This window comes from Lentzea sp. NPDC003310 (assembly GCF_040610935.1).
Classification (GTDB): Bacteria; Actinomycetota; Actinomycetes; order Mycobacteriales; family Pseudonocardiaceae; genus Lentzea.
Genome location: NZ_JBEXNC010000007.1, coordinates 260,462 through 284,225, shown reverse-complemented (window position 1 = coordinate 284,225; position 23,764 = coordinate 260,462). Strand labels below are relative to the sequence as shown.

Sequence of the window (23,764 nt, the reverse complement as noted above, 5' to 3'; positions counted from 1 at the left end):
GGAGACCATACGACGTGGAGTAGCTTCCCTGCGACGTACGGCGTACGTAGGAGGGTCACCCGGCATGACCGAGTCCAAGGCGCTCAGAGCGCTGCGTGAAGCGATCGTCTTGGAGCACATGGAGTCGCAGAACGACCACGACTTCGACACCTCCCTGAACACGTTTCCGCACCCCCGTTACGAGATCATGGCGTCCGGCCAGGTCCTCGAGGGCGTCGACGCGGTCCGCGACTACTGGCAGCGCACCCGCGCGGCCTTCCCCGACCAGCGCAACAAGGTCATCGACGTCCACCACGCGGACGACGCCGTCATCCTCGAGTTCGAGCTGCAGGGCACGCACCTCGGCAGCCTCACCGGAGAAGAAGTTACCGGACGGTCGTTCAAGGTGAGGATGGTCGGTTTCTTTCTCTTCGACAAGGACGTCCTCACCTGCCAACGGGTCTACGGCGACACGGCCACCGTCATGGCGCAGCTCGGCATGCTCGAGGTCCCCGAGGAGTTCTAGAACACCACGCGCACCTCTCCGACGACCTGACCGCCGCCGAGCACCGGCACGGACAGCGACTCCTTCGCGGGCGACACGTCGAACCCCATGGCCGCCAACGCCGTCAGCCCGATCGCCGTCGTCGCGCGGGGGTTGCCGTCCAGCACCTTCACCGCCACCGCGTGGCCCGCGGCCGTCGCCAGCACCAAAACACCTTCCGCGCCGCCCTTGGCCACCACACCGGGCAGCTGCTGCATGACCACCGTGTTCACGTGGCCGGTCCCGCCCACGTACTCGGGAAACGCTCGCATGGCGTCCGCGACGGGCGTGCGCACCAACCCCTGCATCGCGCGCGCCAAGCCGTGCAACGACAACGCGAACACGGGCGCGCCACAGCCGTCGATCGCCGTGTGCGCGACCGACTCGCCTGAAAGCTCCTCCACCGTGCGCATCACCTGCTGCTGCAACGGGTGTGTGGGTTCCAAATAGGTCTGCGTCGGCCACCGCGCCGCCACACACGCCGCGAGCATCGCCGCGTGCTTGCCGGAACAGTTCATCCGCACCCGAGAAGGTTCCGTCAGCCGTTGGCGCGTCTCCTCGTCCTCGGGCCAGGAGACGGGACACCGCAGCAGCCCCACCGGCAGCCCGCCGAGCAACTGCATGACCAGCTCGACGTGGTGGTTCTCCCCCGTGTGCGACCCGGCCGCGATCGCCAGGGACGGACCGGCCAGCGGCGCGCCGGCGGCGAGGCAGCCCAACGCCTGGAACGGCTTCATGCACGACCGCGGCAGCACCGGGTCCTCCACGGCGCCGACCGAGACCCCCACGGCACCGGACGGCAGGAGGCCGACGACGCTGCCGTGGTGCAGGCTCTCCACGAACCCCGACCGGGTCACCTCAGCGAGCAGTGCGGGCACGACGGGCCTCCAGCCGGTGGGCCAGCCTGGACAGCGCCAGGTTGACCACGAGGTAGACGAACGCGACGACGATGAACGTCTGGATGAGCAGACCGTTGTAGTTCGCGAGCACTCGCCCGTTGAACAACAACTCCGTGTAGGACACCACATAGCCCAGCGATGTGTCCTTCAACAGACTGACGGCCTGGGTCACGAGCAACGGCGCCATGTGCCGCACGGCCTGTGGCAGCACCACGAACCGTGTCACCACACCGTCCGGCATGCCCAACGACAGCCCTGCCTCGCGCTGTCCGGGGTCGACCGACGACACGCCCGCCCGGAAGATCACCGCGTAGGACGCCGCGTGCGACAACGCCAACGGCACCACGAGCTTCCAGAACAGCGGCAGGTTCACCCCGAACGACGGCAGCACGAACAGCATCACGTACACGAGCAGCAGCACCGGCACCGTGCGCATGACCTCGGCGTACGCGCGCGTGAACCGGTTGGGCCGCAACGCGAGCAGCAACCCGCCCGCCATCGCCAGCACACCCGTCGCACATGCCGCCACCACCGTCGACCACAGACCTTCAAGCAGATAACGCCACACGGGCCAGGTCAGATACGGCCTCCACCGAACCAGCTCCAGCTGGCCGTTCGCGGCGAACTGCCGCAACCCCAGCGCCACCAGCCCGACCAGCACCAGCCCGGACGCCACCGAGACCCAGAAGACCCGGCGGCGGAACCGCGGGCCGGGAGCGTCGAACATCAGGCGTACCGCCGTTCCAGCACCCGCGCCCCGAACCCGATCCCGGCCGCCAGCACCAGGTAGCAGAGCCCGACCCCGGTGAACACGAGCAACGGCCGCGCGAGCTCCAGGTTGATCCGCTGCGCCGCACGCGTCAGGTCCACCACCCCGACGACCCCGGCCAGCGCCGTCGCCATCGTCAGCGCGATCGCGATGTTCGCCAGCGGCTGCACCACCCGCCGACCCGCCTGCGGGAGAACCACGTGCCACAACGTCTGCCGGAACGACAGTCCCAGCGCCCGCGCCGCCTCCCCCTGCCCGGACGCCACCGAGAGCACGCCCGACCGCAGCGCCTCCGCCACGAAAGCCGCCTCGTACAGCGAGATCGCCGCGAAGGCCGTCCAGAACAGGGGCATCTTCACCCCCACCTCGGGCAGCCCGAACACGAACAGCACGAGCCACGCGAGGAGCGGGATGTTGCGCCACACCTCGACGTAAACCGCGCCAACGGCCCGTAGCAACGGCACGGGCACGATCCGCAGCACGGCCACAAGCAGTCCGACGAGCAACGCGCCCGCGAAAGACAGCAGAGTCAGGGCAACGGTGTTCAGGAAGCCTTCGAGGACCAGGCTCATGAGGCGATCGCGGGTGGCGCCGGCGCGTCGCCGGTGACCACGGTGCCGATCGTCTGCTTCCAGACCTCCTGCCACAGCCCGGACCCGCCGATCTCGCGCAGCCAGTCGTTCACGAACTCCGTGAACTCCGCGTCGCCGTGCCGGATGCCGATGCCGTACGGGTCCTCGGTGAACGGCTCGCCGACCAGCTGCAGTTCGCTGTCCTTCGACGCGTCGGCGACGAGGATCGCCTGGTCCTGCACGTAGGCCTCGCCGCGCCCCTGCTTCAACGCCGTCAGGCACTCGGGATCGGAGCCGAACTCGAGGATCTTCGCGGTGGGCGCCGCGTCCCGCACCGCCTGCACACCGGGGGTGTTCGCGCCGACGATGACGGTCTTGCCGGCCAGATCGGCGGGGGTCGCGATGCCGGACGTGCCCTTGCGGACCGCGATCGACTGACCGGACTCGTAGTAGGGGCCGGCGAACGACACGCGCTCCTGGCGGGCGGGCGTGATCGTGTAGGTCTGGATGATCACGTCGACGGTGCCGTTGGCCAGCAACGGTTCGCGCGTCTCCGACGTGGCGGAGAGCAGCTCCGTCGAGGTCTTGCCGACTATGTAGTGCGCGAGCAGCTTGCCCAGGTAGGCGTCGAAGCCGGTGAGCTCACCGCTGATCGGGTCGAGCTGGGAGAGCAGCGGGGCGTCCTGGGAACCACCGATGAGCAGCCGGCCGCGCTTCTTGATGCGGTCGACAGCCGAACCAGGGACCACCTGACCTGTGTAAACGGGCGCTTTGGCGAGCAGGGCGTCGATCTTGCCCCCGCCCGGCACCGTACCCTCTCCGCCCGAGCACCCGGCCACGAAGAGCAACAGCGCGGCTACGAACAGTCTCCCCATGGGCCGAAGTTACTGATCGCGATGAACCGGGCACAAGACGCACCGAAGCCGTCTGTCCGATACAGGACAGACGGCTTCGGTGTCAGATCAGATGTGCTGACCAGTCAGACTCAGACGGCGCGAACGCCCTGGGCCTGCGGGCCCTTCTGGCCCTGACCGATCTCGAACTCGACCCGCTGGTTCTCCTCGAGAGCCTTGTAGCCGTTCATCTGGATCTCGGAGTAGTGGACGAACACGTCGGCGCCACCGTTGTCGGGGGAGATGAAGCCGAAGCCCTTCTCCGCGTTGAACCACTTGACGGTGCCCTGTACTGCCATCTTGCTACTTCTCCTCTAACAGGTGCCGGATCGCGCTCGCGACCACCGGGTCAAGTCACAGCGGCGTGAACTCCGGAACCTGGAGAACCCGCTCACTCGCAACCTCGTTCCGCGAGCGGGGTAATCCACGAACACGAAACGTACGACCGCAGACAGTCAACCACGGCTCCCCGCCCTCAGTCGAGCCATCGATTTCGCCGCTTCCGTGAGATCCCGAATGAGCCCCGCGGCGGTGCTCGTGTCCGGGCAGACGGCGATGTCGATCAAGGTCACCGTCGCGCCCCCGGCCCGTGACGAGGGCCGCACGACGATCTCCAACGAGCTGGTCGGCGGCGTCCACGGCACCGTGCGGACGATGAACTCGCCGGAAGGCCGGTAACCTGGAAGGTCGTTGACCCAGGGGGCCGTGACCTTTGACCGGCAGCGACAGACTGCTCTTCTTCTTCGTCGGCTTGGTGACCACATTCGTGTTCATCCGCATCAGCGTGCGCCTGATCCGGGCGAAGGTGCGCTGGTGGCCGGGCAACATCGTGGCCGGCGACACGCACGTCCACCACGTCGTGTTCGGCACGGTCCTGCTGCTGCTCTCCAGCGTGACGAGCCTCGTCATCCCGGACGACCTGCACGGCGCCCGGCTGGCCGCCGCGGCCGGGCTCGGGGTGGGCGCGGCGCTGGTGCTCGACGAGTTCGCGCTGATCCTGCACCTGCGCGACGTCTACTGGACGAAGGCGGGCCGGCTGTCGGTCGACGCGGTGTTCCTCGCGGTGGGCCTCACCGGGACGTTCCTGCTCGGCGCGCGCCCGCTCGGCTACGACGAGGTGCTGCAGCTCAACCCGGACACAACGCCCGCGTCCACGTTCACGCTCCGGCTGATCGCGATCGGCGTGAACCTGTGCTTCGCGATCGTGGCCCTGCTCAAGGGCAAGATCTGGACCGGGCTGCTCGGTCTGCTGGTGCCCGTGGTGCCCGCCGTGGGCGCCGTGCGGCTCGCACGGCCGGGTTCACCGTGGGCGCGCTGGCGTTACCTGGAGGGCTCGCGGAAGCTGACCCGCGCGTACCGCCGGGAGGCGCGGATCCGGCAGCCGATCATCAAGGCGAAGATCGCCGTGCAGGAGTTCATCTCGGGACGTCACGACCTGCCTGATCAAGACAGGCCGTGACGGGCTCGAGAGTCACCCTCCGACGATGTCCTGCTGGGCGCAGACCGGGGCCAGCGAGCCGGCGCACAGCTCGGCCGGCTTGACGATGCCCTCGGTGACCAGCGTGCGGACGGTGTCCTTCTTGATCAACGTGGCGCCGAGCAGCACGGACTTGATGTCGCGCCGCGCGACGGGGTCCCGCAGGTTGCCGGTGGCGAGGTCGTCGGCACCCTCCAGGTCTCCCTTGGCGATGGCGATCGCCAGCCTGGCGGCGGCCTCGGCCTCGTCGCGCACCGGCTTGTAGACGGTGACGCACTGGTCGCCCGCGAGCACGGCCCTCAGACCGTCCACTGTGGCGTCCTGGCCGGTGACCGGGACCTTCAGGTTCTTCTTCTTGAGCACGGCGATGACCGCGCCCGCGAGGCCGTCGTTGGCCGCGACCACGCCGTCGACCTTGCCACCGTTGTCGTTCAGGATCTGCTCGAACAGCTGACCGCCGAGGTCGTTGTTCCAGTCGGCGACCGGCTGCGACTTCACGAGCTTGAGCGCGCCGCTGTCGTACTTCGGCGCGAGCCTCGACTTCTGGCCCTGCGTGAAGAGGGTGGCGTTGTGGTCGGTCGGCGCGCCCTCGATCTCGATGATCTGCGCGCCCGGCTTCTCCCCGAGGCAGCCCAGCAGGCCGTCCGCCTGCAGCTGGCCGACGTTCACGCTGTCGAAACCAACGTGGTACTCCGCCTGGCCGCCGAGCGTCACGCGGTCGTAGTCGATGACCGGGATGCCCGCGGCCTTCGCCTTCTTCTGCACCGCGAGTCCACCGGCCGCCGACAACGGCGTGATCATCATGACCTTCACCTTGCGGCGGATCATCTCGTCGGCGATCTGCGCGAACTTCGCCTCGTCGCCCTCGGCGTTCTCCATGAACGGTTCGATGTCGGCGTAGTTGAACGCCTGCGTGAGCAGTGGGCGGTCCTGCTCTTCCCAGCGCGCGGATGTCGTTCGGTCGGGAAGGATTACCCCGACGATTGGTTTGGGACCGCGCGTAGGCAGCGTCGTAGAGCCCTGACCAGCCTCACCACAGGCAGAGAGGAGAAAGAGCAGGCACGCCGACGATGCCATTACCCGTCTTCGCATAAACGCGGAGTCCAGTCCTTGAATCTTGTTAAGTCAAGATTTCTTCTCATAACATCACGCTCCGCTGCCGATCGACTACAGTTCGATTCCGTACGAAAGGCGCTGATGCGTGACGAATTTTCGTGTCAGTGTGTCCAACTTGGGCGGCAATCGGGGGCCGCACCGTGTTGTTGGATCCAGCCCTGACCGGGTGTGAGGAGACAGCTAGGTGAGAACGCGCAGAACCGTGATGGCGGTGGCGGCAACGGTGTCGCTGGTCGCCGCGGGTACTTCGGCGGCGGGGGCCGCACCGGCCTCCACGGGGCCGGTCACGGAGTACACCGTCCTTCTGGAGGAGCCCGGAAACCGCGACTTCGCGATCGACGCCGTGGAGGCGGCGGGTGGCGAGGTCCTGCGGAGCAACGACGCCGTCGGTCTGCTGACCGTCAAGGCGCCCGCGAACGGGTTCGTGGAAAAGGTCTCCGCTTCGAGCGCGATCGTCGGTGCCGCACGGTCCAAGCCGATCGGGCACGCGCCCGCGGCGAAGGCCGAGAAGGCCAAGCGCGAGAACGTCGAGAAGGAGAACAAGAGCGAGAAGGCCAACAAGGCTCCCGCTCAGCAGGGTTCGACCGCCGGCATGGACCCGCTCGACGGGGACCTGTGGGGCCTGAACCTCGTCCGTTCCAACATCGCGCGGGCCAAGCAGGCCGGTGACAAGCGCGTGTACGTCGGGATCCTCGACACCGGTGTGGACGGTTCCCACCCGGACATCGCGCCGAACTTCAACAACGAGCTCTCGCGCAACTTCACCGTCGACATCCCCAACGACTCCGACGGTGGCGTCTTCGACGGCCCGTGCGAGTTCCGCGGTTGTGTCGACCCGGCGAACTGGGACGACGGCGGCCACGGCACGCACGTCGCCGGCACCATCGGCGCCGCTGCCAACGGTTTCGGCATCTCCGGTGTCGCGCCGGGCGTGTCGCTCGTCAACATCCGCGGCGGCCAGGACGCGGGGTCGTTCTTCCTGAACCCCGTCGTCGACGCGCTCACCTACGGCGCCGACATCGGCCTGGACGTCATCAACATGTCGTTCTACGTCGACCCGTGGTACATGAACTGCGCCAACGACCCCACGGCCTCGGCCGAGGAGCAGCTGGAGCAGCGCACGATCATCGCGTCCGTGCAGCGCGCGCTGAACTACGCGCACCGCAAGGGCGTCACGCTGATCGGCGCGGGCGGCAACAACCACGAGGACCTGGGCAAGCCGCGCCAGGACGTGCAGAGCCCGAACTACCCGCCGGGTCACGCCCGTCCGCGTCCGGTCGACAACGCGACGTGCCTCAACCTCCCGACCGAGGGCAACCACGTCATCTCCGTGTCGTCGCTCGGCCCGTCGACCAACAAGGCCGACTACTCGAACTACGGCGTCGAGCAGACCGCGCTCTCGGCTCCCGGTGGCTACTTCCGCGACGGCCTCGGCACGCCGTGGTACCGCACCAACGAGAACCTGATCCTCTCGACGTACCCGCGCAACGTCGCTCTCGCCGAAGGCGCGATCGACGAGGCCGGCAACATCACCCCCGACGGTCTCGCCGCGGGTGTGAAGAAGGCCGTGCAGGGCGACAAGGTCGGGTACTACCAGTACCTGCAGGGCACCTCGATGGCCGCCCCGCACGCCGCCGGTGTCGCCGCGCTGGTCGTCAGCGAGTACGGCAAGAAGGACAAGAAGAACCCCGGCCTCACCCTCGACCCCGACAAGGTCGAGAAGGTCCTCTACAAGACCGCGATCCAGCGCGCCTGCCCGAACCCGCGCACTGTCTCGTACGTCAACGTGGGCCGCTCGCCGGAGTTCGACGCCACCTGTGAGGGCGACGCGAAGTTCAACGGCTTCTACGGTCACGGCATCGTGGACGCCTACGGCGCCGTCACCCGCGGCAAGCAGTTCCTGTAAGTCGTTGTAGGACAACAAAAGGCCCCCGGTGTCTTGCCGGGGGCCTTTTGCGTGCGACGAAAGTGGACTCTCCCCGACACCTTCGTCTGAACTCTCCCGGCCTGCCTTGACCGTGCCGTAGCGGCATAGTTTCAGATGGGTCCTGTCAGCGACCGGAGAGGAGGAACGTCGTGGCGTGGAGCACCAGCCAGCTGGCCGATCTCGCGGGAACGACGTTGCGCACGATCCGGCACTACCACGACGTGGGCCTGCTCGCCGAGCCGGAACGCCGCGCCAACGGCTACAAGAGCTACGGCGTGCCCCACCTCGTGCGGGTGCTGAGGATCAAGCGCCTCACCGATCTCGGGTTGTCGCTCACGCAGATCGCGGAGCTCGGCGACGGGGACGAACATCCCCGCGAGGCGTTGCAGGAGCTCGACACCGAACTGGCCGCGCAGATCGAACGCCTGCAGCGGATCAGGGCCGAGCTGGCACTGGTGCTGCGCCAGGAGGTGCCGACCGACCTGCCGCCGGACGTCGCGGCGATGATCGAGGACGCGAACCTGTCGCCGCAGGACCGGTCGTTCACCGTCGTGCTGGCCCAGCTGCTCTCACCGGAGACGCTGGCCCGCTACGCCGAGACGTTGAAGAACTACTCGCGTGACCCCGCGGTCGTGGCGTTCGACACGCTGCCGGCGGACGCCGACGAGGAGACCCGGCAACGGGTGGCGGACGCCATGCGCGAGATGCCGTACATGGCGCAGATGCGGGCCGCGTTCCCGGATCCGTCCGGCCTGTGGAGCGACGCGCCGCGCGGCGTGGAGCACGCCAGGCGGACGGTCGTGAAGGTCATGGTCGAGCTCTACAACAAGGCCCAGCTGGACGTCCTCGTCCGCATGAGCAGCTGAGCACTCATTTGTGGCGCACCGAGGGGGTGCGTCGTCGGGGAGGTATTTGCCAATGCGAAAAACGTTGTCGCTGGCCGCGGTCGTGACCGCCGCCGCGGGGCTCGTGGCGGTGCCGGGGGTGTCGACCGCCGCCACGCCGAAGCCCGAGGTGCAGTGGGTCGCCTGTCCCACCGACGTGGCGCTGCCCGGACTGGAGTGCGGCAAGCTCCAGTTGCCGCTCGACTACCGCAAGCCGCAGGGCCGCAAGACCGAGGTGATGATCACCAGGCTGGCCAGCAAGAACCCCGCCAAGCGCAAGGGGATCCTGCTGACCAACCCCGGCGGGCCGAGCGAGGGCCTGACGTTCCCGGCCGTGCTGAAGGCGGTCGGACTGCCGCAGGACGTGCAGGACGCGTACGACATCATCGGGATGGACCCGCGGGGCCTCGGCTACAGCTCACCGTCCACGTGCGACATGACGGACGAGCAGATGGCGGACGGCAGCGTGCCGCCGTACGCCAACAACTCCGCCGAGGTGCGCCAGCGCGCCGAGGAGGTCAAGAAGATCGCCGAACAGTGCCTGAAGTCGCACTCGGCCGACGAACTGCCTTACAACACAACGCAGAACATCGCGCGTGACTACGACTCGGTCCGCGCCGCGCTGGGCGAGAAGAAGGCGTCGTTCCTCGGGTACTCGTACGGCTCGTACCTCGGTTCGGTGTACGCCACGCTGTTCCCGAAGGCGTCCGACCGCGTCGTGATCGACAGCAACCTGCCGAAGGGTGGCTGGGACGTCGAGGGCGGCCGGCTGATGGGCCGCGGTGTCGAGGACACGTTCCCCGACTTCGCGAAGTGGGCCGCGGCGCACCCCGAGTACGGCCTGGGCACGACGCCGCAGCAGGTGCGCGCCAAGTTCTTCGACCTGGCCGCGCGGCTCGACAAGAAGCCTTCGGTGGAGGGCATCGACGGCAGGCTGTTCCGCTTCCTCACGTTCTCGGGGCTCTACGCCACCGGTGACGAGGCCTTCAAGAAGCTCGCCGCCTCCTACCAGGCGTTCGACCAGGGCAAGCCGCAGCCGCCGCAGGAGTACCCGGAGGTCCCGCGCGTGCAGGCCCTGCTGGCGGGCCGCCTGAACGTGATGTGCGGCGACTCCGCCTGGCCGTCGTCGGTCGGCGCGTACGAGCGCAACGTGGCGATCGACCGCGTCCGCAACCCGATGTTCGGCGCGGCCGCGGCGAACATCCAGCCGTGCGCCTTCTTCCCCAAGCCGGTGGAGAAGCAGGTCCTGCCGTCCGACCGGGGCCCGCGCAACGTGCTGCTGGTGCAGAACGAGCGGGATCCCGCGACGCCGCTGGTCGGCGCCCAGTCGACGCGCCGCGCGTTCGGCGACAGGGCCGCGATGATCACGATCGACCAGGGCGGGCACGGCGCCTACATCTTCGGCAAGAACAAGTGCGCCAACGACAAGGTCACCGGGTACCTGCTCGGCGAGCAGCGTCCGAACGACGTGAAGTGCGCGGCTGAGACCAGCTGACGGCCCGCGGTTCGACATCGCGTGACCTGAAATTCCGGCGGAAACGTTTGCCAGCCAAGCGTTTCCGCCGGAATGAACCGCCAGACGGCAATTGTCCGTTCGCGAATTAGTAAAGACTCTTGCCAATAAAGGTGCAGACCCCTTACCGTTGCTCCCACGCCGCCCGGGCCCCCAATCCCTGTCCCGGAGGGAACTTCGTGAAAATCACTGGTCGCATCGCGGCCGCACTGCTGACGTGCGCCGCTCTCTTCACCACCACCGTCGGCACCGCCTCGGCGGCCAACCTCGACGAACCGCGCCTCAAGGACATCGCGATGCAGATCGTGTCCAGCGCGGAGAACTCCTCCACCGACTGGAAAGCGCAGTTCGGCTACATCGAGGACATCGACGACGGCCGCGGCTACACCGCCGGCATCATCGGCTTCTGCAGCGGTACCGGCGACATGCTCGACCTCGTCGAGCTCTACAAATCCCGCAAGCCCGGCAACGTGCTGGAGAAGTACCTTCCCGCACTGCGCAAGGTGAACGGCACCGACTCGCACTCCGGTCTCGACCCGAACTTCACCAAGGACTGGAAGACCGCGGCGAAGGACTCCACCTTCAAGGCGGCGCAGGAGTCCGAGCGCGACCGCGTCTACTTCAACCCCGCTGTGGCGCAAGGGAAAGCCGACGGCGTGCGCGCCCTCGGCCAGTTCGCCTACTACGACGCGATCGTCGTGCACGGTGACGGTGGCGACAAGACGAGCTTCAGCAACATCCGCAAGCGCGCGCTCGGCAAGGCGAAGCCGCCGTCGCAGGGCGGCAACGAGACCACGTGGCTCAACGCCTTCATGGACGCCCGTGTGTGGGCCATGAAGCAGGAAGCGGCGCACGAGGACGTCTCGCGCATCGAGACCGCGCAGCGCGTGTGGCTCAAGGCCGGCAACTTCGACCTGAAGACGCCGCTCAAGTGGAAGGTCTACGGCGACAGCTTCTCGATCAGCTAGTGGTTCACGCATGAGAACCGGAGGGCGCCCTGAACTGGGCGTCCTCCGGTTTCGTAAATTTGTGAACATTCTTGCCGAGAGTGGTTCAGACCCCTTACGTTTGCCACACCGCCGCCCGGGACATCCCGGGAGGAACCGCGTGAAGATCTCAGGCCGCATCGCGGCCGCAGTCCTCACCTGCGTCGCGCTCGCCACCGCGACCACAGGCACCGCTCAGGCCGCAGACCTGAACGACCCGCGCATGAAGGACATCGCGATGCAGATCGTGTCCAGCGCGGAGAACTCGTCCACGGACTGGCGCGCCCAGTTCGGCTACATCGAGGACATCGACGACGGCCGCGGCTACACCGCCGGCATCATCGGCTTCTGCAGCGGCACCGGTGACATGCTCGACCTGGTCGAGCTCTACAAGTCACGCAAACCGGGCAACGTGCTGGAGAAGTACCTCCCCGCGCTGCGCCGGGTCAACGGCACCGACTCGCACTCGGGCCTCGATCCCAACTACACCAAGGACTGGAAGACCGCCGCCAAGGACGCCGTCTTCAAGACCGCGCAGGAGTCCGAACGCGACCGCGTCTACTTCAACCCGGCCGTGCGCCAGGCCAAGGCCGACGGCGTGCGCGCCTTGGGCCAGTTCGCCTACTACGACGCGATCGTCATGCACGGCGACGGCTGGGGCAGCCTGGACTTCTCCAGCATCCGCAAACGCGCGCTGGCCAAGGCGAAGCCGCCGTCGCAGGGCGGCAACGAAACGACGTGGCTCAACGCGTTCCTGGACGCCCGTGTGTGGGCCATGAAGCAGGAGCCGGCGCACGAGAACACCACCCGCGTCGACACCGCGCAGCGCTTGTGGCTCAAGGCCGGCAACCTCGACCTGAACACCCCGTTGAAGTGGAAGGTCTACGGCCAGAGCTTCGAGATCAAGTAAACTCGGTGCCACAGCAGAAGAGGGGCGCTCCGAGCGGGGCGTCCCTCTTCGCACATCCGGGGGTGGTCGTGGAGGATTTCCGCAACGGCGCGAGGATTCTGGCCCACTGGGGCTTCACGGTCGACACCGAGCACAGCTGGGTGACCGGCGAGCTGCTGCTCCTGAGCAGCGGGGTGGTCCTGCGCCGCTACGGCGGCAGCACCTGGACCCCCGGCCTCGACCAGACGACCTACCACTTCACCAGGTGGTCCGAGATGTTCAGGCTCGACGGCGACGTCACGGTCGAGCGCGCGGCGAGATCGCTCGGAGGCTACGACCTCCACCTGCCGGGCCCCACGCGCGTCGACCGCTTCCGGGTAGGCCCGTTCCCCGGCGGCAGCGCACGCGCGGTGCCCTACACCTCGCCGGAACAGCTGCCGGACTACACGCGACTCGACCTCGACTTCGTCGACGATCCCGACGACCGCCCCAGGGAGTAGAGGTCCTCCACTCCCTGGGGAACGGTCCTACAGCTGCGTCCAGTCGAGCACCGGCGCCGCGAAGTCGCGGATCGACGCCAGCAACCCGAGCCGGGCCGCCTTCACCTTCTCGTCCTCGGCCATGACGAGCACCTCGTCGAAGAAGGTGTTGATCGGCCCGGTCAGGCCCTCGGCGGCGGCGACGAACGCGGCCAGTCCGGCGACGTCGCGCGGCACCGAGTCGAACGCCTCGTGCAGCGCCACCTCCGCCGGCTCGGACAGCACCGAGGCGTCGTAGGAGGCCTCGACGGTCGCCGGCACGATCCGGCGGACCCGCTGCAGCGCGGCGGTCAGCGCGTCGAAGGACTCGTTGCCCGCCAACGACTCCAGCTGCGCGAGCGTCTCGTCGGCGAGCACCGGCGAGTCGGCCAGCGGCAGCACGGCCTGCACGAACCGGTGCTCGTGCCCGGCGTCGAGCACCGCCTGCTCGTACCGGCGGACGGCGAACTCGCGCGCCGTCTCCAGCGCCTCGGCCGAGACCTCCAGTCCTTCCGCCGCCAGGGAAAGCGCGACCGGCAGAGTGATCGCCCGCAGGTCCGGGAACGCCCGCAGCACCGTGACGGCACCGAGAGCCGCGCGGCGCAGGCCGAACGGGTCGGACGAGCCGGTCGGCTGCGCGCCGATGCCGAAGAGGCCGGCCAGCAGGTCGAACCGGTCCGCGAGCGACAGCAGGGCGCCGGGCACCGACGACGGCAGCGCGTCACCGGCCGACCGCGGGAGCTCCATCTCCCACAGCGCCACCGCGACCTCGGGGGTCTCCCCCGCGCGTGCCGCGTACTCCCGGGCCATCACACCCGCGAGCGACGACAGCTCGATCACCATCTGCGACCCAAGGTCGAACTTGGCCAGCGCGCCCGCGCGGTCGAGCGTCTCGCGGTCGACGTCGACCACGCCCGCGAACCGACCGGCCAGCGCCGCGATCCGCGCCGCGCGGTCGGCCATCGAGCCGAGCTTGTCGGCGAACGTGAGCTTCGCGAGGCCTGCCTTCATCTCCTCGAGCGGCGTCTTGAGGTCCGCCCGCCAGAAGAACGCCGCGTCCTCGTACCGCGCCCGCAGCACGGCCTCGTTGCCCGCCCGCACCAGGTCGGCGTCGACGGACCCGTTCGCCACGGCCACGAAGTGCGGCAGCAGCGCGCCGTCGGCCGAGCGCACCGGCAGGTACCGCTGGTGCTTGCGCATCACCGTGGTGAGGATCTGGCCGGGCAGCTCCAGGTACCGCTCCTCGAACGACCCGAGGATCGGCGTGGGCCACTCGACCAGGTTCGTCACCTCGTCCAGCAGCCCGTCGACCTCGACGACACCGCCGACCGACGCCGCGAGCTCCTGCGCCGCCGCCACGATGGACGCCGACCGCGCCGCCGCGTCGGCCTCGATGCCGTGCGACCGCAGGAACTCCAGGTAGCCGTCCGCTCCCGACACCTCGACGACCGGCTCGCCCGCGGTGCGGTGCACGCGCGTCGACGTGCCCGCGGCGAGCGACGACACCGCCACCGGCACCGGGGTCTCGCCGAGCAGCGCGAGCAGCCAGCGGATCGGGCGCGTGAACGACAGCTTCGGGTCGTTCCACTTCATGTTCTTCTCGGCGCGCAGGTCCGACACGACCTCGGCCAGCAGCCCGCTCAGCACCTCGACGGCGCCGCGGCCCGCGTCGGTCTTCGTCAGCGCCACGAACTCGACGCCGTTCTCGGTCACGCGTCCGAGCGCGGAGACCTCGGTGCCCTGACCGCGCGCGAAGCCCTGCACGGCCTTCGTCGGGTTGCCGTCCGCGTCGAAGGCGGCGGACACGCGCGGGCCGCGCACGGTGCGTTCGGCGTCCGGCTCGCGCGGCGAGACCGCGGGCACCAGCACGACGATCCGGCGCGGCGTGCCGTGCACCGTCACCTCGCCGTGCGTCAGGCGGGTCGCGCCGAGCTTCGACGTCACGGCCTCGCGCACCGCCTCGACGGTCCGGATGACCTCGTGCGGCGGCAGTTCCTCGGTGCCGATCTCGAACAGCAGCGTCGCGGGCGCGACCACGTCCGCGAACGACGACGGCTTGGCCACCGCGGCGGGCAGTTCGGCGACGCCGAGCGGGTGCCCGAGCTCGGCCCGGCGCTCGGCCCACAGCGTGGCGACCTCCCTGGCCAGGCCGCGCATCCGGCCGAACGCGCGGGCGCGCTCGGTGGTCGAGATCGAGCCGCGCGCGTCCAGCACGTTGAAGATGTGCGAGCACTTCAGCACGAAGCTGTGCGCCGGCACGGGCAGGCGGGCGTCGAGCATGCGCCGCGCCTCGGCCGCGAACTCCTCGAAGAGACGCTTGTTCGCCTCCACGTCCGCGTCGTCGAGGTAGTACCGCGACATCTCGTACTCGGCCTGGCCGAACGCCTCGCCGTAGGAGATGCCCGGTGCGTAGGCGATCTTCTTGAAGTGGTCGACGCCCTGCAGCGCCATCATGATCCGCTCGATGCCGTAGGTGATCTCCACCGACACCGGGTCGAGCGTCATGCCACCGGCCTGCTGGAAGTACGTGAACTGGGTGATCTCCAGGCCGTCGAGCCAGACCTCCCAGCCGAGGCCCCACGCGCCGAGCGCCGGCGAGGCCCAGTTGTCCTCGACGAACCGGACGTCGTGCGCGCGCACGTCGATGCCGAGCGCCTCCAGCGAGCCGAGGTAGAGCTCCTGCGGGTCGCCCGGGTCGGGCTTGAGGATCACCTGGAACTGGGTGTGCGTCTGCAGCCGGTTCGGGTTCTCGCCGTAACGGGCGTCGTCGGGCCGCACGGAGGGCTCCACATACGCGACGCGCCACGGCTCCGGACCCAGCACCCGCAGCACGGTGGCCGGGTTCAGCGTTCCCGCCCCGACCTCGGTGTTGAACGGCTGCACCACGATGCAACCTCGGTCGGTCCAGTACTTGGTCAGCGCGAGCAGCGCGTCCTGCATCGTCAACACGGCGACGAGTCTACGAAACGGACAAAACCGCTGGTCAGGGGGCCTCGATCGGGTGGTCTCCGCCACTGTGCCACCCTTTGCACAACCGAGTGGACATTCCGCACGTCTACCAGGTGTACCCGAATGTGCCGAGAGGAGTGGGTGTGGACAACCGGCCGCCGCGGCCGGGAGACCCGAACGGGAATCCCAGGCGACCCTCCGCCACCCCGCGTCCCAGCACGGGCCAGCCGCGCCGCCCGCAGGTGCCGCCGCGTGCCTCTGACCAGCCGCCACGCCGTCAGCCGGGCCGCTCCGAGCCGCCGCGCCGGGAGCCCCCGAAGCGCTCGGAACAGCCGCGCCGCGAGTCGGCGAGCCGCAGCGAGCCTCCTCGTCGGGAGCCTCCGCGCCGGGACGAGCCGCGCCGGAGTTCCGCGAGCCGCAGCGAACCGCCGCGCCGTTCCTCGTCGTCCGCCCCGCGCCCGCGGCCCGTCGCCGACCGCCCCACGGTCCGCACGACGCCCGCCAAGGCGAAGACCCCGGCCCCCGCGCCCCGGCCGCGCCCGAGGCCCGCGGCGGCCCGCCGGCCCAGCAGGGCCGAGCGCGGCGCGTCCACCGGCGCCAAGATCTTCCTCAGCATGCTGTCCGCGACGATCCTGCTGGTCACCGGCATCGCGTGGCAGAACCTGACCGCGCTGACCGACGGCCTCACCAAGCAGGACCTGAACCTGGCCGACGCGGGCGAGAAGCCCGCCGACGGCGCGATCGACATCCTGCTGGTCGGCATGGACAGCCGCACCGACTCCAAGGGCAACCCGCTGCCGCAGAACATCCTGAACGAGCTGCAGGCGGGCGGCAGCGACGACGGCGGGTTCAACACCGACACGCTGATCCTGCTGCACATCCCGAACGACAGCGGCAAGGCGTTCGCCGTCTCGTTCCCGCGCGACTCCTACGTGAAGATCGCGGGCGGGTTCGGGCGACACAAGATCAACTCCGCCTACGGCTACGCGAAGAACCAGGCCGCCGAGAAGCTGCAGGGCAGCGGCAAGACCGGGCCCGAGGTCGAGATGGAGTCCCGCAAGGCGGGCGCGAACAACCTCATCCAGACCATCCAGGACCTGACCGGCGCGACGATCGACCACTACGCCGAGGTCAACCTGGTCGGCTTCTACGACATCACCAAGGCCATCGGCGGCATCGACGTCTGCCTCAACACCAAGGTCCGCGACAGCTTCTCCGGCGCCAACTTCCCGGCGGGCCCGCAGACCATCGAGGGCAAGAACGCCCTCGCGTTCGTCCGCCAGCGCCACGGCCTGCCGATGGGCGACCTCGACCGCGTCGTGCGCCAGCAGGTCTTCATGGCGGGCCTGGCGAAGAAGATGCTGTCGGCGGGCGTGCTCACCGACAGCACCAAGCGCAACGACATGATCAAGGCCGTCAGCGGCGCGATCGTGCTCGACGACGGCTGGGACATCACCAAGTTCGCCCTGCAGATGAAGGACATGACGGGCGGCAACATGACGTTCCAGACGATCCCGACCGGCAACCCCGACCTGCAGACGCCGGAGGACGGCAGCGCGGTCGAGGTGGACGCCGCCGAGGTCAAAGCGTTCGTCAAGGGCCTGGGCAAGGCACCGGCCTCGAACAGCCCAGCCGACCCGAAGTTCGACAAGTCCACGGTCACCGTCGACGTCCGCAACGCCTCCGGCCAGCCCGGACTCGCGGGCAAGGTGCTGCAGTCGCTCGTCGCGAAGGGCTTCAAGCAGGGCGTGCCCGGCAACGCCGACGCGCTGGCGAAGTCGGTCGTCCGGCACGGCAAGGGCGGCGAGGCGGGCGCCGACGCGGTCCAGGAGGCGCTCGGCGGCCTCAAGACCGAGGAGGACGTCAACATCCCGGCCGGCACGGTCCGCGTCTTCCTCGGGGAGGACTACTCGGGTCCTGGCGCGCAGGGTTTCACCGGTTCCGGAGTACTCGCCCTGGACGGTGCGCGTCAGCAACCGGCTGACCCCGCGGCCCCTCCACCCATCTCGGCAGACGGCGTGCGCTGCGTAAACTGATACTCAGAGTAGAGATGTATAGCCCGTTCGGGGGATTCTGCCAGTAAGTTGCGTAAGCAGCGAAGCACTGGCGCCTTCCATCACCGTGAGACCCGCTCACGGGGTGGAGGACCAGAGTGCAGACTGCGAACGGCCAAATCGACACAGCGGCGTACCAGCGCGTGCTCGGTGATGAGATCCGCAGCCTTCGCAAGCAGCGCGGATGGACCCGCAAGGAGCTGAACAAGCGGCTGCAGACGGAGATCTCGCTGCAGACGCTCGCGACGTACGAGCTCGGCACGCGGCAGTGTTCCGTCGTGCGGCTCGTGGAGATCTGCCACGCCCTCGACGTCCCGGCACACGAAGTCCTCGCTCGTGTGCACGAACGCTTCTTCGGCGACACCCCCGCGGGCCACCTGACGCTCAGCCTCGCGGCGATCGCCGCGACCGACAACCCGCGGATCCTGCCGCTCAAGCGGTGGGCGGCCGGACGGCTGCACGCGCTTCCGCCGGGTGCCTCACCCGAGGTGCACCTCGACCTGGCCGCGCTGGAGAACATGGCGCAGCTGTGTCAACTCCAGCCGGTGGAGCTGATCCGGATCCTGCGCGGACTGAGCCGGTAGTTGTACCGAACCCCGTTCACACCAACGCAACGACCGTCCAGGAAGGGCGGAATTCCACCGCCGGTAGAGTCGCTGGGGTGAACGATTCCCCCGCCCGCCTCCCTCTGCGGACCGCAGCCGCCGTGAAGCTGGGCAACCTGAGCTCCACGCTGTCGCAGAAGATGGGCCTCGGCGCCGGCGGCATGATCGGCGGCCGGGTCGCGCTGAAGCTCGACCCCCAGGCGCTCAACCGCCTCACCCAGGGCCGCCGGGTCGCCGTCGTGACGGGCACCAACGGCAAGACCACCAGCACGATGATGCTGGCGCGGGCCGTGGGCGCGCTGGGCGAGGTCGCCACGAACCACAGCGGCGCGAACATGCCCGACGGCCACGTCACGGCGCTCTCGAAGCAGCCGGACGCGCCGTACGCCGTGCTGGAGTGCGACGAGGCCTACTTCCCCGCCGTCGCGGGCGCCAGCAACCCGTCCGTCGCGGTGATCCTGAACCTGAGCCGCGACCAGCTCGACCGGGTCGGCGAGGTCCGCACGATCGAGCGCTCGCTGCGCGACGCGATCAACAAGCTGCAGAACTGCACGATCATCGCCAACTGCGACGACGTGATGGTCACCAGCGCCGCCTGGAACGCGCCCAAGGTCGTCTGGGTCGCCACCGGCACCGGCTGGCACCACGACTCGGCGAGCTGCCCGCGCTGCGGCAGCCCGATCCAGTGGCAGGGCGAGCACTGGCACTGCACGGGTTGCGACCTGGCGCGCCCGCACCCGAACTGGATCACCGCCGACGAGGCGATGATCACGCCGGAGCACCAGAAGCTCGAGCTGCGCCTCACGCTGCCGGGCAAGTTCAACCAGGCCAACGCCGTCATGGCGTCCGCCGCGGCGCACGCGATGGGCGTCCAGGCGGACGAGGCCGTGCGTCGCCTGCGCGGCGTCTCCAACGTCAGCGGCCGCTACCGCACGATCCAGCGCAACGGCCGCAGCGCGCGCTTGTTGCTGTCCAAGAACCCCGCGGGCTGGAGCGAGACCCTCACGGTCGTCAAGGAGGCCAACCACCCGGCCGTCCTGGTGATCAACGCCCAGGAGGCCGACGGCCGCGACCTGAGCTGGCTGTGGGACGTCCCCTTCGAACGCATGCAGGGCCGCACGGTCATCGCGTCCGGCGAGCGGGCCACCGACCTGGCCGTCCGCCTGACCTACGCCGAGGTCCAGCACACGATCGTGTCCGACCCGCTCAAGGCCATCGACCAGATGCCGCCGGGAGCCGTCGAGGTCATCGCCAACTACACCGCGTTCCGCGACTTGAATGCCAGGGCTGCCGCTGATGAGTGAGTCGACAATCCAGATCGCGCTCGTGCTGCCGGATCTCCTCGGCACGTACGGGGACTTCGGCAACGCCGTGGTCCTCGAGAAGCGCATGACGTGGCGCGGCATCAAGGCCGAGATCGTGCCGATCAACTACGGCCAGCCGGTGCCGGACTCGTGCGACATCTACGTCGTCGGCGGCGGTGAGGACACCGCGCAGACGCTGGCGGTGAAGCACCTGCGCGAGCACCCCGGCCTGCAGCGCGCCGTCACGAAGAACGCCGTCGTGCTCGGCGTCTGCGCCGGCATCCAGATCTTCGGCGAGAGCTTCACCCGCGCCGACAACGTGACGCACCCCGGCATGGGCCTGATCGACTCGACCTCGCACGCCGGCGGCAGCCGCGCGATCGGCGAGGTCATCGCGGAGCCGGCCGACGGCCTGTTCGCCGGTCCGCTGACCGGGTTCGAGAACCACCAGGGCCGCACGGTGCTCGGTCCGGCCGCCCGGCCGTTGGCGCACGTCAAGGTGGGCACGGGCAACGACGGCAGCGTCGAAGGCGCTGTTCAGGGCCGGATCGTGTGCACCTACCTGCACGGACCGGTGCTGCCGCGCAACCCCGCGCTCGCCGACATGCTGATCGAGTGGGCGACCGGCACGAAGGTCGCGCCGATCGACCTCCCGGCCGTCACCGCTATGCGTGCGGAGCGGGTTCGGGCAGCTTCATAGCAACGCCAGGCCAGATCACGGCCATCACGTAGTCGGTTGCGAGCGCAGGTCCCACCGAGGGCCTGCGCTCCATCCACACCGCGAGCCGTTCGGTCGCCCCGACGACCATCTCCGCGAACGCCTCCGCCTCCAGCGGGTCGATGTCCGGCGTGAACGACGCCAGCACGGCCCCGATCATGTCCGTCTGCTGCTGCCGGATGCCCTCGACCTCCTCCTGCGCCGACGGCACGGCCACGGCCGCCTCCTGCCGCAGCAGCGCCCACGACCGGCGGTGCTCGTCGATGAACTCGAAGAACGCCAGCAGGCCCAGTCTGAGGAACTCCTCCGGGCTCGCCGCGCCCGAGATCGCCGCCGCCGTCTTCTCCCGCAGCTCCGTCCGAGCGCGGTGGATGCAGCCGATGAGCAGGCCTTCCTTCGAGCCGAAGTACTCGTAGAGCATCGGCTTCGAGACGCCGACGCGTTCGGCGATCTCGTCCATCGACGTGGCCAGATACCCCTGCTCGGCGAAGATCTCCTCGGCGACGGTGAGCATCTGCGCCATGCGCTGGGCCTTGGGCATGCGGCGCCGCGGAGCAGTCACGAACGGAGTCTACCGCTCGTAACTTACTTCGAGTAACCTACTGCGAAGTAGCCACCGCGAGCGGAGGGACTCCCCCATGCACCGAGAGACGAAAGTCCTCGTCATCGGCACCGGCTTCTCCGGCCTGGGCATGGCCATCGAGCTGAAGCGGCGCGGCGAGAACGACTTCGTGGTGCTGGAGAAGGCGTCCGACCTCGGCGGCACCTGGCGGGACAACTCCTACCCGGGCTGTGCGTGCGACGTGCCGTCGCACATGTACTCGTTCTCGTTCGAGATGAACCCGAAGTGGTCGCGGATGTTCGCGCAGCAGGGCGAGATCCAGTCCTACCTGCAGCGCGTGGCCGAGAAGTACCGGCTGCGGCCGCACATCCGGTTCGACACCAAGGTCTCCGGCGCGCAGTGGGACGACGAGGCCAAGCGCTGGACCGTCACGACCGAGCAGGGCGACACGTACGTCGCGCAGGCGCTGGTGGCGGGCGTCGGCGCGTTGCACATCCCGAACGTCCCCGAACTGCCGGGCATCGAGAACTTCGCCGGCAAGACGTTCCACAGCGCGCAGTGGGACCACGACTACGACCTGACCGGCAAGCGCGTCGCCGTCATCGGCACCGGTGCGTCGGCGATCCAGTTCGTGCCGAAGATCGCGGGCCAGGTCGGGTCGATGAAGATCTTCCAGCGCACGCCGCCGTGGATCATGCCCAAGGCCGACCGCGAGATCAACGGCTGGGAGCAGAAGCTGTTCCGCGCCCTGCCGTTCACGCAACGCGCCTACCGCAACTTCGTCTACTGGACGCGCGAGTCGTCCGCGCTGGGGTTCGCGGTGAACCCGAAGATCATGCAGTTCGCGCAGGGCATCGCGTTGCGGCACATGAAGAAGCAGGTGCCGGACCCCGAGCTGCGCAGGAAGCTGAAGCCCGACTACACGATGGGCTGCAAGCGCGTGCTGATCTCCAACGACTTCTACCCGGCACTCGGCTACCCGAACGTCGACCTGGTGACGGACAAGGTCTCCGAGGTGCGCGAGAAGTCCATCGTGGACAGTGCGGGCGTCGAGCACGAGGTCGACGTCATCATCTACGGCACCGGTTTCCACGTCGTGGACTCGTTCGACTACCTGGACATCCAGGGCAAGGGCGGCGTCGACCTCGCGAAGCAGTGGCGCGAGAAGGGGATCGAGACCTACTTCGGCATCACGGTCTCGGGCTTCCCCAACCTGTTCTTCCTGCTGGGCCCCAACACCGGACTCGGGCACAACTCGGTCGTGTTCATGATCGAGTCCCAGATCCGGTACATCGCGCAGTGCCTCCGGCTCCTCGACAAACACCGCGCAGCGGAGCTGGACGTGCGGTTGGAGGCCCAGCAGGAGTTCAACTCCGAGCTCCAGAAGAAGCTCACCAAGGGCGTGTGGACCCAGGGCGGCTGCAAGAGCTGGTACCTCGACGCGCAGGGCGTGAACCGCACCGTGTGGCCGGGCTTCACCTGGCGGTACTGGATGCGGACCAAGCGCGTGCGCGCCGAGGACTACGTGCTCACGACGGCTGGACGATGACCTTCAAGGCGGTCCGCTCGTCCATCGCCTGATAACCCTGGGCGACGTCGTCGAGCGAGACCGTCCTGTCGAACACGGGGCCGGGGTCGATCCGCCCGGCGAGCACGTCGGCCAGCAGCTCGGGCAGGTACGCGCGCACCGGCGCGACACCACCGCCGATGTTGATGTTGCGGCCGAACAGCTTGCCCAGCGGCAGCCCCGGCATCTCGTGCGGCACGCCGACGTACCCGATCCTGCCGCCGTCGCGCACGATGCCCATCGCGGTCTCCCACGACTGCTCGGTGCCGACGCACTCCAGCACCGCCGACGCGCCGAGCCCGCCGGTCATCTCCTTGATCCGCTCGACCGCGGCCTCACCGCGTTCGGCGACCTGGTCCGTGGCGCCGAGGAGCCGGGCGATCTTCGCGCGGTCCTCGTGACGGCCCATCGCGATGATCCGCTCGGCACCGAGCCGCTTGGCCGCGAGCACGCCGCACAGCCCCACGGCGCCGTCACCGACGACCGCGACCGTACTGCCGGGGCCGACGCCCGCGCCCACGGCGGCGTGGTGACCGGTGCCCATGACGTCGCTCAGGCTGAGGAACGCGGGCAGCAGCGACGCCGGCGCGTCCGCGGGAACCCGGACCAGCGTGCCGTCGGCCTGCGGCACCCTGACCGCCTCGCCCTGGCCGCCGTCGGAGCCCTTCGAGCCCCAGAACCCGCCCGCGCGGCAGGACGTCTGCAGCCCGGCCTGGCAGTAGGCGCAGGTGCCGTCGCTCCACACGAACGGCGCGATGACGCGGTCGCCGACGTTGACGGTCCGCACCTCGCTGCCGACCTCCTCGACGATGCCGAGGAACTCGTGCCCGATCCGCTGGCCCTCGGACCGCTTGGCCACGCCCCGGTACGCCCACAGGTCGCTGCCGCAGATGCAGGCGAGCTCGACCCGGACGACGACGTCGGTGGCCTCCTGGACGGCCGCGTCCGGCACCTCCTCGACGCGGATGTCCTTGGTGCCGTAGATCGTCGTAGCCCGCACCTGGAGCCCTCCTCAAGTCTCGTGTCCCGACCTCTGCAT

Annotated in this window: 24 protein-coding genes; 14 read left to right on the top strand and 10 right to left on the bottom strand. The window is 69.0% G+C overall.

Going from position 1 to position 23,764, the window contains the following annotated elements:
- Positions 1-64 precede the first annotated feature (64 nt).
- Positions 65-505, top strand: coding sequence for an ester cyclase (locus ABZX02_RS16515; protein WP_355298909.1), 441 nt, complete (start codon positions 65-67; stop codon positions 503-505).
- Here ABZX02_RS16515 and ABZX02_RS16510 read toward each other — a convergent pair.
- From ABZX02_RS16510 to ABZX02_RS16490, 5 genes are all read right to left on the bottom strand, one after another.
- On the bottom strand, positions 502-1,401 hold the full coding sequence (locus ABZX02_RS16510; protein ID WP_355298907.1) for an asparaginase: 900 nt from the start codon (positions 1,399-1,401) through the stop codon (positions 502-504). The genes ABZX02_RS16515 and ABZX02_RS16510 overlap by 4 nt on opposite strands.
- Positions 1,382-2,149 carry an amino acid ABC transporter permease gene (locus ABZX02_RS16505; RefSeq protein WP_355298905.1) on the bottom strand — a complete coding sequence of 256 codons (768 nt, stop codon included), beginning with the start codon at positions 2,147-2,149 and terminating at the stop codon, positions 1,382-1,384. Before ABZX02_RS16505 ends, ABZX02_RS16510 begins: the two co-directional genes overlap by 20 nt.
- Positions 2,149-2,763, bottom strand: a complete 615-nt coding sequence (locus ABZX02_RS16500; RefSeq protein WP_355298903.1) for an amino acid ABC transporter permease — start codon at positions 2,761-2,763, stop codon at positions 2,149-2,151. The genes ABZX02_RS16505 and ABZX02_RS16500 overlap by 1 nt, the downstream gene beginning before the upstream one ends.
- Entirely contained in the window at positions 2,760-3,638 is an 879-nt protein-coding gene (locus tag ABZX02_RS16495; protein ID WP_355298902.1) for a glutamate ABC transporter substrate-binding protein, read from the bottom strand. The genes ABZX02_RS16500 and ABZX02_RS16495 overlap by 4 nt, the downstream gene beginning before the upstream one ends.
- 110 nt (positions 3,639-3,748) lie before the next feature.
- Positions 3,749-3,955, bottom strand: coding sequence for a cold-shock protein (locus ABZX02_RS16490; protein ID WP_030468404.1), 207 nt, complete (start codon positions 3,953-3,955; stop codon positions 3,749-3,751).
- A 217-nt stretch (positions 3,956-4,172) separates the two neighbouring features.
- On the opposite strand from ABZX02_RS16490, the gene ABZX02_RS16485 reads away from it, so the two are divergent.
- Both ABZX02_RS16485 and ABZX02_RS16480 read left to right on the top strand, forming a co-directional pair.
- Positions 4,173-4,334, top strand: coding sequence for a hypothetical protein (locus tag ABZX02_RS16485; RefSeq protein ID WP_355298900.1), 162 nt, complete (start codon positions 4,173-4,175; stop codon positions 4,332-4,334).
- A gap of 76 nt (positions 4,335-4,410) precedes the next feature.
- The gene (locus tag ABZX02_RS16480) at positions 4,411-5,115 is read left to right on the top strand and encodes a hypothetical protein (protein WP_355298898.1); all 705 of its coding nucleotides are present in this window, start codon (positions 4,411-4,413) and stop codon (positions 5,113-5,115) included.
- A 12-nt stretch (positions 5,116-5,127) separates the two neighbouring features.
- On the opposite strand, the gene ABZX02_RS16475 is transcribed toward ABZX02_RS16480, so the two are convergent.
- Positions 5,128-6,210 (bottom strand): substrate-binding domain-containing protein, encoded by a 1,083-nt coding sequence (locus tag ABZX02_RS16475; protein WP_355298896.1) that lies wholly within the window; start codon positions 6,208-6,210, stop codon positions 5,128-5,130.
- Between the two features lie 244 nt (positions 6,211-6,454).
- On the opposite strand from ABZX02_RS16475, the gene ABZX02_RS16470 reads away from it, so the two are divergent.
- From ABZX02_RS16470 to ABZX02_RS16445, 6 genes are all read left to right on the top strand, one after another.
- The gene (locus tag ABZX02_RS16470; protein WP_355299152.1) at positions 6,455-8,155 is read left to right on the top strand and encodes a S8 family serine peptidase; all 1,701 of its coding nucleotides are present in this window, start codon (positions 6,455-6,457) and stop codon (positions 8,153-8,155) included.
- 170 nt (positions 8,156-8,325) lie between these two features.
- Complete coding sequence (locus tag ABZX02_RS16465) at positions 8,326-9,042, top strand: MerR family transcriptional regulator (protein WP_355298894.1); 717 nt, start codon at positions 8,326-8,328, stop codon at positions 9,040-9,042.
- A gap of 52 nt (positions 9,043-9,094) precedes the next feature.
- The gene (locus ABZX02_RS16460; RefSeq protein WP_355298893.1) at positions 9,095-10,555 is read left to right on the top strand and encodes an alpha/beta hydrolase; all 1,461 of its coding nucleotides are present in this window, start codon (positions 9,095-9,097) and stop codon (positions 10,553-10,555) included.
- Positions 10,556-10,752: 197 nt separating this feature from the next.
- Positions 10,753-11,541 (top strand): chitosanase, encoded by a 789-nt coding sequence (locus ABZX02_RS16455; protein ID WP_355298891.1) that lies wholly within the window; start codon positions 10,753-10,755, stop codon positions 11,539-11,541.
- Between the two features lie 139 nt (positions 11,542-11,680).
- Positions 11,681-12,469 (top strand): chitosanase, encoded by a 789-nt coding sequence (locus tag ABZX02_RS16450; RefSeq protein WP_355298889.1) that lies wholly within the window; start codon positions 11,681-11,683, stop codon positions 12,467-12,469.
- A 68-nt stretch (positions 12,470-12,537) separates the two neighbouring features.
- Positions 12,538-12,948 (top strand): hypothetical protein, encoded by a 411-nt coding sequence (locus ABZX02_RS16445; protein WP_355298887.1) that lies wholly within the window; start codon positions 12,538-12,540, stop codon positions 12,946-12,948.
- 27 nt (positions 12,949-12,975) lie between these two features.
- Here the strand turns inward: ABZX02_RS16445 and ABZX02_RS16440 are convergent, their stop codons facing one another.
- Complete coding sequence (locus tag ABZX02_RS16440) at positions 12,976-15,906, bottom strand: glycine--tRNA ligase (protein WP_355299151.1); 2,931 nt, start codon at positions 15,904-15,906, stop codon at positions 12,976-12,978.
- A 286-nt stretch (positions 15,907-16,192) separates the two neighbouring features.
- Complete coding sequence (locus tag ABZX02_RS16435) at positions 16,193-16,531, bottom strand: hypothetical protein (protein ID WP_355298885.1); 339 nt, start codon at positions 16,529-16,531, stop codon at positions 16,193-16,195.
- Here ABZX02_RS16435 and ABZX02_RS16430 point away from each other — a divergent pair.
- The 4 genes from ABZX02_RS16430 to ABZX02_RS16415 all read left to right on the top strand — a co-directional run bounded on the left by ABZX02_RS16430 (position 16,530) and on the right by ABZX02_RS16415 (position 20,578).
- Positions 16,530-17,951: an LCP family protein gene (locus ABZX02_RS16430; RefSeq protein ID WP_355298883.1), complete on the top strand. Its 1,422-nt coding sequence runs from the start codon at positions 16,530-16,532 to the stop codon at positions 17,949-17,951. The two genes, ABZX02_RS16435 and ABZX02_RS16430, sit on opposite strands and share 2 nt — an antisense overlap.
- Positions 17,952-18,067: 116 nt before the next feature.
- A complete protein-coding gene (locus ABZX02_RS16425; protein WP_355298881.1) occupies positions 18,068-18,553 on the top strand; it encodes a helix-turn-helix transcriptional regulator in 486 nt (161 codons plus the stop codon).
- 77 nt (positions 18,554-18,630) lie between these two features.
- Positions 18,631-19,878, top strand: coding sequence for a MurT ligase domain-containing protein (locus ABZX02_RS16420; protein ID WP_355298879.1), 1,248 nt, complete (start codon positions 18,631-18,633; stop codon positions 19,876-19,878).
- A complete protein-coding gene (locus ABZX02_RS16415) occupies positions 19,871-20,578 on the top strand; it encodes a glutamine amidotransferase (protein ID WP_355298877.1) in 708 nt (235 codons plus the stop codon). Before ABZX02_RS16420 ends, ABZX02_RS16415 begins: the two co-directional genes overlap by 8 nt.
- Here the strand turns inward: ABZX02_RS16415 and ABZX02_RS16410 are convergent.
- Positions 20,544-21,119 (bottom strand): TetR/AcrR family transcriptional regulator, encoded by a 576-nt coding sequence (locus ABZX02_RS16410; protein ID WP_355299149.1) that lies wholly within the window; start codon positions 21,117-21,119, stop codon positions 20,544-20,546. The two genes, ABZX02_RS16415 and ABZX02_RS16410, sit on opposite strands and share 35 nt — an antisense overlap.
- A 115-nt stretch (positions 21,120-21,234) precedes the next feature.
- On the opposite strand from ABZX02_RS16410, the gene ABZX02_RS16405 reads away from it, so the two are divergent.
- Positions 21,235-22,707, top strand: coding sequence for an NAD(P)/FAD-dependent oxidoreductase (locus ABZX02_RS16405; protein ID WP_355298876.1), 1,473 nt, complete (start codon positions 21,235-21,237; stop codon positions 22,705-22,707).
- Here ABZX02_RS16405 and ABZX02_RS16400 read toward each other — a convergent pair.
- Positions 22,688-23,725 carry a zinc-dependent alcohol dehydrogenase family protein gene (locus tag ABZX02_RS16400; RefSeq protein WP_355298874.1) on the bottom strand — a complete coding sequence of 346 codons (1,038 nt, stop codon included), beginning with the start codon at positions 23,723-23,725 and terminating at the stop codon, positions 22,688-22,690. The genes ABZX02_RS16405 and ABZX02_RS16400 overlap by 20 nt on opposite strands.
- Between the last annotated feature and the right edge of the window lie 39 nt (positions 23,726-23,764).